Below are 12,089 nucleotides of genomic sequence, written 5' to 3'. Positions count from 1 at the left end.
TCAGTCCTCGGGCAGTTCCACCGGCGCGATCTCGTCGTACACGTCGCCGGGGCCGGGGTTGGCCGGGTCCGTCGCGCCGCCGAAGTGGTGCATGACGCCCCACACGGCGTTGAGTGCGGTCTGGACGGCGCCCTCGGCCCAGCCCGCCGTCCAGGAGATGTCGTCGCCCGCGAGGAAGATGCCCCGCTTGTCCTCGGGCAGCCGGTCCTGCATGAAGTGCGTGAAAAGGCGCCGCTGGTAGCGGTAGTGGCCGGGCAGGTTGGCCTTGAACGCGCCCATGAAGTAGGGCTCGTTCTCCCAGGACACGGTCACCGGGTTGCCGATGATGTGCTTCCTGATGTCGACGTTCGGGTAGATCTCGCCGAGCGATTTCAGCATGACCTCCATCCGCTCGTTCGCGGACAGCGGCAGCCACTTCAGGCTGTCGTCGCACCAGGTGTAGGAGAGGCAGATGACGGCGGGCTTGTCGGGACCGTCAGCGAGGAGGTAGGTCCCGCGCGTCATCCGGTCGGTGAGGGTCATGGACATCACGTCCCGGCCGGTCGGATTTCCCCTGTCGTCGACGGCCTTGTCCAGCCAGAACGGCCGGTCGACCGGCACGAAGAGCTTCGAGGACTCCATGTAGTGGGTGCGCTCGATCGCCGTCCAGTGGTCGATCGGGAAGAGCGCGTCGTCGCAGGCCACCTTGGACAGCAGCATCCAGGACTGGGCGGTGAAGATCGCCGCCCGGTACGTACGGATGTCGCCGGAGGCGTCGGTGACCGTGATCCCGTTGCCCGCCGTGCGGTGCAGGCGGGTCACGGCCGGTCGCGGCGTCCCGTCGTGCAGCGAGGCCAGCGACGTTCCGTACGCCCAGTGCACGATCTTCTCCGGCTCGCGCTCCCACAGGCGCAGCGGGAGTTGCTGGCTGCCGCCGACGATGCCTCGGTGGTGGTCGTCGGCCTCGGTGTAGACAACACGCAGGATTTCGAGGATCGAGTTGGGATAGTCCGTGTCCCAACCGCCCGTGCCGAAGCCGACCTGGCCGAAGATCTCGCGGTGCCGGAAGGATGTGAAGGCCTCCGACGCGCAGAGGAAGCCGTAGAAGGTCTGGTCGTCGAGCCTCTCGACGAGCTTTGCCCAGATCTCGCGGATGCGCGGCACGTCGCGCTCGCGCATGGCACGGTTCATGTCGCGGAAGTCGGCGCCCTCTTCGAGGCAGGCGCTCCACGCGTTCATCACGTCGCGGTAGACCTGCGGCAGGTCGTCGACGGTGGTCGCGTAGTGTGACTCGCCCTTGAGGTCGACGACGGTCGAGGGCGTCGCCTCGGCGAGGGGGTTGGGGAACGGTTCGGTCCGCAGCCCCGCCAGGTCGATGTAGTGCTGGAGCGCCGTGGAGGACGGCGGGAAGCGCATCGCGCCCAGCTCGGCGGTGAGCGAGGGGTCGCACCCGTCGAAGCCCACCGTCCGCAGCCGGCCGCCGAGTTGGTCGGCCTCGTACACGACGGGCTTGAGCCCCATCTTCATCAGCTCGTACGCGGCCACGATGCCGGACAGCCCGCCGCCGATCACGGCGACCTCGGCGCCGAACTCGGTGGCCGGTATCTGGCCCAGGCCCGCGGGATGCGCGAGGAAGCCGTCGTACGCGTACGGGAAGTCCGGGCCGAACATGGTGATCGGCGGCTGCGCGTCGGTGTGCGGGACGGCGGGGGGCACCGTGGACGTCATGGGGTACGGACTCCTTGCGGGGAAAGCTGTGTGGTGAGGCTGCCTGGTGGGTCTGGGGCAGGCCCGGTGGATCTGGGGCCTGCCCGGAGGTGGCCCGAGGGCCTCGGGGATGTCAGACGAGGGACCCGTAGAGGCCGGGGCGGCGGTCCTTCAGGTACGGGTTCGCCTCGCGTGAGGCGGCGAGGAGGGCGGGGTCCACGTCACCGAGGACGAGTTCCTCACCGCGGCCGGCGCGGGCCCGGGCGCCCCCGTCGGGGCCGGCCAGCGTGGAGAGCCCGACGAACTCGAACTCCCCTTCCGCACCGACCCTGTTGACGTACGCGACGTACATCTGGTTCTCGAAGGCCCGCACCGGTACGACGGACTCGGCGACGAACTGGAACGGGTGCATCTGGGCCGTGGGCACCACGAGGAAGTCGGTACCGGCGAGGGCGTGCGCGCGGACGTTCTCCGGGAACTCCACGTCGTAGCAGATCATCAGGCCGACCCGGAGGCCGTCCAGCTCGGCCTGGACGACCGGCTCGTCGCCGGGGGTGAACCAGTCCCGCTCGAAGCAGCCGAAGAGGTGTGTCTTGCGGTAGTTGGCGAGGCGCGTGCCGTCGGCGGAGATCAGCTGGGCCGAGTTGAAGACCAGCTCCGCCGCGCGCTCCGGGTAGCCGTAGGCGACGGCCACGCCGTGCCGGCAGGCGATCTCGGCTACCGCGTCCGCGGCGTCGCCGTCGGCGGGCTCGGCGAGGCGGTGCACGTCGGCGCCGATCGCGTAGCCGGTCAGGAACATCTCCGGGGCGGCGAGGAGCCCGGCGCCCGCGGCGGCGGCACGGCCCGCGGCCTCGTCGAGGACCTTGAGGTTCTCGACGACGGAGCCGGGACGGCCGGAGCTCTGGAGCAGGGCGGTGCGCATGCGTGTTCCTCGCCGGGATCGGAGGGGGTTCGGGGGCCAGATAGACGGTACGGGCGGCGGACTGGGGCGGACAAGGAGGAGCCGTTGCGCGCCGGTGAACGAATCGTTGCGTCCGTCGGCGGTCCGGCGGCGATCCGTTGCGCTCGCCTGGTATGAGGGCTCCTCCTCCCAGAGGCGCAGGTCAGGGGCGTACTCCCCCGCCGGGCGGCGGAGGCGCGGTGCAGCCTTCGGCGGGATGTGGCGCGGCGCCGGCGCCGGGACAGTGAGTGCTGTCCGCGCCGACCGCCGATCCATCGAAGCCGTGCCGTCGAAACCGAACCGGCGAAGCCGAACCGTCGAAACCGAACCGTCCAAGCCGAACCGTCGAAACCGTTCCACCCAAGCCGATCCGTTGAAAGGGCCGACATGAACCGCCGTACGAAGACCGCCGTGCTCGGTGCCGCGCTGCTCCTCACCGCCGGGGCCGCCGCGTCAGCCACTGCCACTGCCTCCGCCACGCCGTCGAACAGCAGCGCAGCCGCCTCCAGCAGCAAAGCTTCCTCAGACACCCCAGACACCTCAGTCGCCTCAGTCGCCTCAGCGAGCGCAGCACCGCCCGCCATCGCAGTGCCGTCCACCGCCTCCGGGTCGGCCCCCGCCGCCGCGTCCGGTGAGCCGCGGCGTGAGGCCGCCGCGCTCACCGGCAGCGCGAAGCTGTACCGGTCCGCCGGGGACGACATCACGTTCTCCTTCGACGCGCATCTGGCGGCGAAGAACAACGACGATCCGCTGAAGGCCACCGGCACCTTCGAGTGGAGCCACTACGCCGACGGCGACGGTGCCTGGGCGAAGGCCGAGGTGGACTGCCTCGTCACCGGCGGCAAGGTGGCCGTCGTCTCCGGTGTCGTCACCGATTCCGACCTGCCCGGCGCCAAGGGCACACGGGTCGGCATCACGGTGCACGACACCGGAGGACGCGACCGGCTCGGCTACAGCTGGGCCTCCACCGGAAACCCCGTCGAGACGAAGGACCTGCCCAAGTGCGTCGGCTCCGCGCCCTTCGAGAAGGTCAAGAAGGGCACGGGCGACTTCACGGTCGTGCCCTGGAACCCGAAGTTCTAGGTCGTGTCCGCAAAGTCCCGTCGTCCGCCCGGAGGGCGGGCCCGGCGGCGTCTGGTGCGTGCTCTGGGGGTCCCCCCGGCCGGAGGCTGGGGGAGTGCCGGGCGGAGTCCCTCGTACTGGTTGTACGTGGGGCTTCGCCCGGTGCGGCGAGAGTACGTGCCAGGCGTCGCCGGGCAGGAGGGACTTTGCGGACACGACCTAGGGGCCCGTCCGGCGGGCGGCCCCCTTCCCGGCGGCCGCCAGCAACACCGCCGTCACGAGGTAGGGCACCGAGAACAGCGCGAACGCGGCACCGTGCGTGGTCGATGTCGCGGCCACCGAGTAGGCGACGAACACGGCGACGGTGGTCAGTTCGGTGCCCACGCCGGCCACCGAGGTCAGGGTGGCCCGGCCGGTTCCGGCGATACGGTCCTGAAGCCGGGCGTCGGCCAGCACGGTCGCCAGCTGGAATCCGCAGAAGGCGACCGCCACCAGCCAGATGCCGGCCGGAGTCTTCGCCCACGCACCAGCGGCCAGTGCCAGTGCGGAGACCGCGAGCAGCCCGGCGAACCCGCCCGAGCCCAGCCGCTGTCCCGCACCGGCAAGCAACCCGCCGACCGTCGCCCCCGCCCAGATCAGCAACAGCCAGTGCGGTACGGCAGTTTCCGCGACACCCGCGTCGCGGACGAGCAGCGGTGTGTACTCGTCGAGGGCGCCCCACACGGCGCTTACGGCCGGAACGAGCAGCAGGGCCCCGCGAACGGACCGGTCATCACGGACCTCGGCGAACCCGACCCGAAGCATCCGGGTCCAGCCACGGCCGGATCCACCGCCGAGGCCGCCACCGGTCACGCGGCCGCGCTCGTGGCGGACTCCGTCGCCGAAGCCGTCGCCGGATCCACCGCCGAGGCCGTCGCGGGGTCCGTCTCCGGGATCGTGGCCGGAGTGGCGGTTGAACCCGCCACCTTTCGCCACGCCCGCCGATTCCCGGTGCTCCGGAAACCGGGTCGCGGCCGCCGCCGTCAGCAGGCAGGCCAGCACACTGGCGAACCCGACGGCCGGATAGCCGCCGAACGCGAACACCGGCCCGGCCAGCGCCATCGCCGCCATCACGGCCACGAGCCCGGCCGCGCGGGCCCGGCCCATGACGGCCCCGTACCGGTCGGCCGCGCCGAGCCGGTCGAGCTCCTCGTACACCAGGGCCTCCAGCGCGCCGGAGCCGAGCGCTCCATGGGCGCCCCAGAGGACGAAGCCGAGGGCGAAGGCCCAGTACGACGGGGCAAGCACCCACAGGGCGAATCCGGCGGCCGTGAGCAGCGGGCCGAACCACAGCAGCACACGCCGCGAAACGGCGTCGGCCCAGACGCCGGACGGGATCTCCAGCAGGACACCGGTCAGCGACCACAGGCCGAACAGCGAGGAGATCTGCCAGATCGTGAGCCCGGTGTCGCTGAACAGCAGGGCGTACACCGGGTAGAGCAGGACGAAGTCGTCGAGGAACGCGTAGCCGTACAGCGTGGCCGTCAACCGACGGACGGCAGGGTCTGAGCCGGGACCGGAGCCGGGCGCACGCGCAGGTGAGAGAGTCATGAGGCCTTCCCGCAGGGACCGCAGGGACAGTTCGGACGCCGGAGATACGGCGTCCGAGGCGGTCCTCGGGCCCCTCGGGAGGCACGGCTGGTAGATCAATGTCGCCAGGTCATGACGCCCAGCCTAGGCGGGACCAGCCGCCCCGCCCAGTGAGAATGTCGTGATCACCGCCGCGTGGTCCGAGGGCCAGGCGTTGTCCTCGACGTCGGGCCAGGGGCGCGGAGTGCCGGTGACGAGGGTCCGGGAGTTGAGCACCCGGAGCCCGGCGCCCGCGTACAGCACGTAGTCGATCCGGTCCTGCGGCTCCGGGCGCCCGCTGCCGTCCTCGTGCTCCGGGTGGACCGGTGACCAGGTGTGGCCGGGGCTCCGGACCGGGTCGGGGTGTGCCTCGCGGTAGGAGTCGCGCAGGCCCGCCTCCTCCGCGGCCCTGGTCACGGGCCACTCGGCGTCCGCGCGGTCCAGGTGGGAGGGGGCGTTGAAGTCGCCGACCAGGAGGACCGGAGTGGTGTCGCGGGCGGCGAGGTCCGGGGCCATCGCGGTCAGGATCTCCCGTACCTGCCCCAGCCGCCCCGACTCGTGGGCCGTCAGGCCGGGCGCGGCGAGCCCGTCGAAGGAGGCCTCGTACGGTCCGTACGGCGCGCAGTCGAGGTGGGCGCTCCACAGCACGACGTCCTGGCGTCCGCCCACCCGGATCCGTACGCCGGTCGCCCCGTAGAAACCGGGGTCCGCGGCGCCCAGCCGGCCGGTGATCGGATACCGGCTGATGACGCCGAGGTTCTCGCCCGCCTGGTGGTACTCCCAGCCCAGTGCGTCGGCGAGTTCCCGGGCGGCAGTGCCGAACGTCTCCTGGAGGCCGACCACGTCGACGCCGTTCTCCAGGATGATCTTGAGCTGCTTCTCGCGGTGATCGCTGACCTTTGTGCCGCCGTACCAGAGGTTCCAGCTCATCACGCGAAGTTCACGGGGCTCACGCAGCTCGCGCGCCGCATACAGCTCATGCGCCGCATGCGGCTCACCCTGCTCGTGCGGCTCAGCCTGCTCACGTGGCCCGCCCTGCTCACGTGGCCCGCCCTGCTCAAGCGGCTCACGGGCCGTGATCATGTCGCGGAGTCGTGCCGTGGTCACGTCCTCCAGGCTAGCCAGCACCGTGCGCCCGGGAGCTGCGGCGATCGGCGCGAGCGACGGCACCGCGAGCACCGCGCAGCCCGCCGCCTCCGCCGAGGAGACCCCGGTCCGGGTGTCCTCGACGGCCACACAGGCGGTGGGTTCGACGCCCAAGGCGCGGCAGGCGGCGAGATACGGGTCGGGGGCGGGCTTGGTGCGCGGGGTGTCGTCGGCAGTGATGGTGACCGCGAAGCGTCCGGTGCCCAGCGACTCGACGACGAGGTCCGCGATGGCGCGCGGCGAGGCGGTCACCAGGGCGGTGGGCACGCCGTCCGCGGCCAGGGCGTCGAGGAGCCGGAGCGCGCCGGGCCTGGCCACGACACCGGAGCGCACCCGGACGGCGAACTCCCGGTGCAGGTCCGCGGCGACCTCGGCGAACGGGGCGCCCGTGGCCCGGCTCAGCACCTCGGCGGTGTGCTCGACGGGCCGCCCGAGCACATCCTCCTCGTCGGCCTTCGCGAGCGGCCGGCCGAGCCCCACCGCGACGTGCTCGACCGCCTCCCACCACAGCCGCTCGGTGTCCACGAGGGTCCCGTCCATGTCGAACAGGACGGCCTGGAGCGGCTGTTGGGAAGTGCGGGCGGAGTGAGGGGAAGGCAGGGGACGGGGAGTGTGGGGGGTCACGCAGCTCTCTCTCACAGGCGGTCGGCGACCAGGACAGGGCGCTCCGGCAGGCTCACGGTCACGGCGGTGCCCGCGCCCAGTGCGGCGGCCTCGTGGGTCGGCAGGTCGGCCTTCACCTCGGTGCCGTCGGGGAGCCGGACGGTGACGCGGGTGGCCGCGCCGAGGAAGGCGGAGGAGACGACCCGGGCGTCGCCGGCGTCCTCGGCCGTCACCCGCACCACCTCGGGCCGCACGAGCACGTCCACCTCCGGCGAGGCGGGCGCCTCGCCGTCGACCGGCAGCCGCTGCCCGAGCACCTCGACGATCCCGTCGGCCACCCGCCCCGGAAGGCGACTCATGGTGCCGACGAACTCGGCGACGAACGCGGTCGCGGGCCGGCCGTACAACTCCGCCGGAGCCGCGCACTGTTCGAGCCGTCCGGCCCGCATCACGGCGACCCGGTCCGCCATCGACAGGGCCTCCTCCTGATCGTGCGTCACGAACAGGGTGGTGATGCCGAGTTCCTGCTGAAGCCGGCGGATCTCGTCGCGCAGCGTGAGCCGCACCTTGGCGTCGAGCGCCGACAGAGGCTCGTCGAGCAGCAGGACGCGGGGCCGCAGCGCGAGCGCGCGGGCCAGTGCCACGCGCTGCTGCTGGCCGCCGGAGAGCTGGTGGGGGAAGTTCGCGCCCTTGTCGCCGAGCCCGACGAGATCCAGCAACTCGGCCGCGCGGGCCCGCCGTTCGGCCGTACGCACCTTGCGCATCCGCAGCCCGAAGGCCACGTTGTCGACCGCGCTGAGATGCGGGAAGAGGCTGTACGACTGGAAGACCATCCCGGCGTCGCGCCGGTGTGCCGGGACGCGTGTGACGTCCTCGCCGTCGACCAACACCTCACCGGAGTCGGGGTGTTCGAACCCGGCGAGCATCCGCAGGGCCGTGGTCTTGCCGCAGCCGGACGGGCCGAGCAGGGCGAGGAGTTCGCCGGGCCGCGCGGTCAGGTCGAGCCCGTCGAGCGCGACGGACGAGCCGAACTCCCGGCGCAGGCCCTTGAATTCGACGGTCGCGGCCACCGTGGCCGCCTTCTCAAGCGTGGTTGCGGTCATGGTTCATCCCCGGGAAGCGGTACGGGAGCGCCCACCGAATCCGGCGAGCGCGAGAAGGAGTGCCCAGGTGACGAGCAGGCTGAGCACGGACACGGCGACGGACAACTGGGCCTGCGAGCCACTGACGTTGACGATCCACACGGCGAACGGCTGGAAGCCGAGCAGCTGGGCGACGGTGAACTCGCCGAGCACCAGGGCCAGCGTGAGGAACGACGCGTTGAGCAGCGCCCCGCGCAGATTCGGCAGCACAGCCTGTACGAGGGCCTGCGGCCAGCCCGCGCCACAGCTGCGAGCCGCCTCGACCAGGGTGCGTACGTCCATCGCGCGCAACCCGGCGTCCAAGGCCCGGTACACGAACGGCAGCGCCATCACGACGTACGCGAGGACGAGCACGAACGGGAAGTCGGGGTTCTGGATCGCCACGAACGTCTGGAACAGCGGGGTGCGGGAAAGGTGTTCGGGCCCCCATTTCAGGACTGTGCCGAGCCCGGCGACGAACGCGATCGGCGGGACGACGAGCGGCAGCGAGCACACGATCTCGACGACGGGCCGCAGCTTCGGCGCGCTGAGCCGCAGCGCGACCATGGCGGGCACCATCAGCAGCAGCACGATCGCGATGGTGGCGGCGGCCAGCTCCAGCGAGAGCAGCAGGCTGGAGACGAACCCTTCGGTACTGAAGATCTGGGTGTAGGCGTCGAAGGTGACGCCCTGTCCCGGCACGTCGACCGTGAAGATCACGGACGCGGCCAGCGGCACCAGGAAGTAGAGCGCGGCGCCGGCGAGGACGACCCCGCGCCACGTACGTACACGTGCGGGCTTGTTGAGGCTCCGAGCCGGCGCCTTCGGGCCCGGCGCGGGTGAGGTCATGCTTCGAGCCATCGCGCGCTCCGTCGTTGCAGGGGCAGGTACACGGCCATCACCAGGCCCGCGACGAGGACCATGTCGAGGCTGAGGGCGAGCGCCACGTTCTCCTGGCCGACCAGGACGTTGCCGGAGATGGCGTCGGCGATCTGCAGGGTGACCAGCGGGACCGAACTGCCCACCATGGCCGCGGCGGTGGCGTACGCGGCGAAGGAGCTGCCGAAGAGCAGCACGAACCCGCCGAGCAGCGAGGGTGCGAGGACGGGCAGGGCGATGTGCCGCCAGTACTGGACCGCGGTGGCGCCGTTGTTCCGCGCGGCCTCGCGCCACTGGACACGCAGTCCGTCGAGGGCGGGCGTGATGGTGAGGACCATCAGCGGAATGAGGAAGTAGAGGTAGACGATCACCAGTCCCCAGAAGCTGTAGAGGTTCCAGCCCTTGTCCGTGAGGCCCAAGTAACGGGTCAGGACACCGGAGTTGCCGAGGGTGGCGACGAAGGCGAAGGCCAGCGGGACGCCGCCGAAGTTGGCGAGGACGCCGGACGCGGTGAGCACGGCCTCGCGCAGGGCGCGGAAGCGGGAGGTCACCACGGCCTGGGCGAGCAGGAGTCCGAGCACGGTGGCGACGACCGCCGAGACGGCGGACAGCTTGACGCTGCCGAGCAGGGCGGTGAGGTACGCGCCCTTCAGCGAGGCGGTCAGGTTCGCCGTGGTGTACGAAGTCGCCCCGGTGGCAGGGTCTTTGACGGTGAAGGCGCCGTTCAGCATGGCGACGGCGGGGATCCCGAAGGCGAGCACCACGAAGGCGAGCAGCGGGACGACGGCGAGCCAGCCGGGCGCGTGGCGCCGCCGCTTCTGAGAAGCGGCGGGCGCCACGTCCACACGTGTGAGGGTCGCGGTCATCCGGAGACGGCCTTGCCCCAGCCCTGGCCGAGCACGGTCTTGGCCTTGCTCTGCTGGGCCTCGGTCGGGAAGGAGGGCGTACCGGAGACCTCGGGGAGCTTGCCGGCGGCGGTCTTGTCGAGCGTGCCGGCCTTCTCCATGGCGGTCATCAGGGCCGGGCGGGCGTATCCCTTGAGCCAGAGGTTCTGGCCCTCGGCGCTGTAGAGGTACTCCTGCCAGAGGCGGGCGGCGGCCGGATGCGGGGCGTCCTTGTTGATGGCCTGCGAGTAGTACTGGGAGAACTTGCCGTCGGACGGGACCGAGACCTTCCAGTCAAGACCCTTCTTCTTGAACTCCTCGGCGTAACCGGCGTTGAGGTAGTCCCAGTCGATACTGATCGGCGTCTCGCCCTTCTCGACCGTGGCGGGAGTCGACTCGACGGGCGTGTAGTTGCCGTTCTTCTTCAGCTTGGCGAAGAAGTCGAGGCCGGGCTGGATGTCGTCGAAGGAGCCGCCGCTCGCGAGGGAGGCCGCCCAGACACCGCCGAAGGCCGAACCGGACTTGGTGGGGTTGCCGTTGAGGGCGACCTGACCCTTGTACTGCGGTTTCAGCAGCTCCGCGAAGGTGGTCGGGCAGGTCTTCACACGCTTGGCGTCACAGCCGATCGAGATGTAGCCGCCGTAGTCGTTGAACCAGCGGCCCTTCGCGTCCTTCTGCCCCTCGGGTATGTCGGCGAAGCCCGCGACCTTGTAGGGCGCGAGGAGTCCCTGCTGGGCGGCGCTGAGCGCGAAGGAGCTGCCCAGGTCGAGGACGTCGGGCGCCCGGTCCTGGCCCTTCCGCGACGTCACGGCGTTGATCTCGTCCTGGCTGCTGCCGTCGGGGTTCTCGACCTCGATCTTGATGCCGTACTTCTTCTGGAAGCCGTCGATCAGCGCGCCGTAGTTGGCCCAGTCGCGGGGCAGCGCGATCGCCTGCAGCGTGCCCTCCTTCTTGGCTGCCTTGACCAGGGCGTCCATGCCGCCGAAGGCCTCCGCGGAGGTCGCGGTGGCGGCGCTCTTGCCGTCGGTGGTGGTGGTCGTGTCGTCGGGGGCCGCGCCGCAGGCACTCAGGGCGAGTGCGGCGGCGCCGACAAAGACGGCTGTTCTGGGCAGGGACACGGTCACGTTCTTCTCCAGGGGGCGCGCAGGGGTCACACGAGACTCAGGGCTTGTCGGCAGAACTTGTCTGAACAAGTTGGCCTCAGTAGGCCCGGCATTGATGACCAGTTGGTAAACATTGTCGAAACCGTGACCCTTGATTTCCCTGCCACTCGCCGGGCGCACGTGTCACCAGCGATCCTCGTCTAGGCTGATCAAGGGGGCACACCTGCGCACAGAGGGGGAGCATGGCGGCACGACACGAGGAGATCGCCGAGGAGCTCAGACGGGCGATCGACCGCGAGGAGTACACGGTGGGCAGTCGACTGCCCGCCGAGACCGACCTCGCGGCCCGCTACGGCGTCTCCCGCGGCACCGTCCGCCAGGCCGTGGCCACCCTGACGTCGGAGGGCCTCATCGGTTCCCGGCAGGGCGCGCGCCGCGTGGTTCTCGCCAGCCGCCGCAGCCAGACCTTCGAGGAACTGCGCAGCTTCGCCCAGTGGGCCCGCGCGATGGGCCGCGAGGCGACGGGCCACGTGGTGTCGTCGCAGTACCGCCCGGCCGCCCCCGAGGACTCCGTACGCCTCCAACTGCCCACGGGCACCCCGGTGTTGCACGTCCTGCGGGTACGCGGCCTGGACGGCGAACCGGTCCTCCTGGAGCGCACGGTCTACGCGGCCTGGATCTCCCCCGCCGTCGAGGCGGTCGAACCGGACTGCCCCTCGGTCACCCAGCGGCTGTACGAGGACACGGGCCTTGTCTTCGCCTACGGCGAGCACGTCATCGACGCGGTGGCGGCCGGCGCCCAGGACGCCGAACTCCTCGACATCCGCCGCACCAGCCCCCTCCTGCGGGTCCGCCGCATCACCACGACCCGCGAAGGCCGCCCGGTGGAATGGTCGGACGACCGCTACCGCTCGGACGCGATCACCTTCAGCGTCCACAACTCCATAGCGAACAACGCACTGGCAAGACAGCCAGGCCAGTCGGACTTCTGACCAACGGCACGGGGGCGCCCCAAAGGGGCGCGGGGCTGTGACGTTGTGCGGCTCCGCCGCGTGGG

The 12,089-nt window shown here is 71.1% G+C and carries 10 protein-coding genes; 2 read left to right on the top strand and 8 right to left on the bottom strand.

Annotation, left to right across the window (positions count from 1 at the left end; translation table 11 throughout):
* Entirely contained in the window at positions 1-1,707 is a 1,707-nt protein-coding gene (locus OHA11_RS39695) for an NAD(P)/FAD-dependent oxidoreductase (protein WP_266504825.1), read from the bottom strand.
* A 112-nt stretch (positions 1,708-1,819) separates the two neighbouring features.
* Complete coding sequence (locus tag OHA11_RS39690; RefSeq protein ID WP_266504823.1) at positions 1,820-2,608, bottom strand: carbon-nitrogen hydrolase family protein; 789 nt, start codon at positions 2,606-2,608, stop codon at positions 1,820-1,822.
* A 606-nt stretch (positions 2,609-3,214) separates the two neighbouring features.
* Between OHA11_RS39690 and OHA11_RS39685 the strand changes: the two genes are divergently transcribed.
* Positions 3,215-3,709, top strand: a complete 495-nt coding sequence (locus OHA11_RS39685; RefSeq protein ID WP_266507776.1) for a Repetin — start codon at positions 3,215-3,217, stop codon at positions 3,707-3,709.
* Positions 3,710-3,907: 198 nt separating this feature from the next.
* On the opposite strand, the gene OHA11_RS39680 is transcribed toward OHA11_RS39685, so the two are convergent.
* The 6 genes from OHA11_RS39680 to OHA11_RS39655 form a co-directional block, all read right to left on the bottom strand.
* Positions 3,908-5,278: an MFS transporter gene (locus OHA11_RS39680; protein WP_266504821.1), complete on the bottom strand. Its 1,371-nt coding sequence runs from the start codon at positions 5,276-5,278 to the stop codon at positions 3,908-3,910.
* 123 nt (positions 5,279-5,401) lie between these two features.
* On the bottom strand, positions 5,402-7,042 hold the full coding sequence (locus OHA11_RS39675; RefSeq protein WP_266507774.1) for an HAD-IA family hydrolase: 1,641 nt from the start codon (positions 7,040-7,042) through the stop codon (positions 5,402-5,404).
* 35 nt (positions 7,043-7,077) lie between these two features.
* Complete coding sequence (locus tag OHA11_RS39670) at positions 7,078-8,148, bottom strand: ABC transporter ATP-binding protein (protein WP_266504818.1); 1,071 nt, start codon at positions 8,146-8,148, stop codon at positions 7,078-7,080.
* A gap of 3 nt (positions 8,149-8,151) precedes the next feature.
* On the bottom strand, positions 8,152-9,015 hold the full coding sequence (locus tag OHA11_RS39665) for an ABC transporter permease (RefSeq protein WP_266507773.1): 864 nt from the start codon (positions 9,013-9,015) through the stop codon (positions 8,152-8,154).
* On the bottom strand, positions 9,012-9,911 hold the full coding sequence (locus OHA11_RS39660) for an ABC transporter permease subunit (RefSeq protein WP_266504816.1): 900 nt from the start codon (positions 9,909-9,911) through the stop codon (positions 9,012-9,014). Before OHA11_RS39660 ends, OHA11_RS39665 begins: the two co-directional genes overlap by 4 nt.
* Positions 9,908-11,053, bottom strand: a complete 1,146-nt coding sequence (locus OHA11_RS39655; RefSeq protein ID WP_266507771.1) for an ABC transporter substrate-binding protein — start codon at positions 11,051-11,053, stop codon at positions 9,908-9,910. The genes OHA11_RS39660 and OHA11_RS39655 overlap by 4 nt, the downstream gene beginning before the upstream one ends.
* Positions 11,054-11,274: 221 nt before the next feature.
* On the opposite strand from OHA11_RS39655, the gene OHA11_RS39650 reads away from it, so the two are divergent.
* Positions 11,275-12,024 (top strand): GntR family transcriptional regulator, encoded by a 750-nt coding sequence (locus tag OHA11_RS39650; protein WP_266504814.1) that lies wholly within the window; start codon positions 11,275-11,277, stop codon positions 12,022-12,024.
* The last annotated feature ends 65 nt before the right edge of the window (positions 12,025-12,089 follow it).

This window comes from Streptomyces sp. NBC_00878 (genome assembly GCF_026341515.1).
In the GTDB taxonomy this organism is placed as follows: Bacteria; Actinomycetota; Actinomycetes; order Streptomycetales; family Streptomycetaceae; genus Streptomyces.
This window is presented reverse-complemented; position numbering and strand designations above follow the sequence as displayed.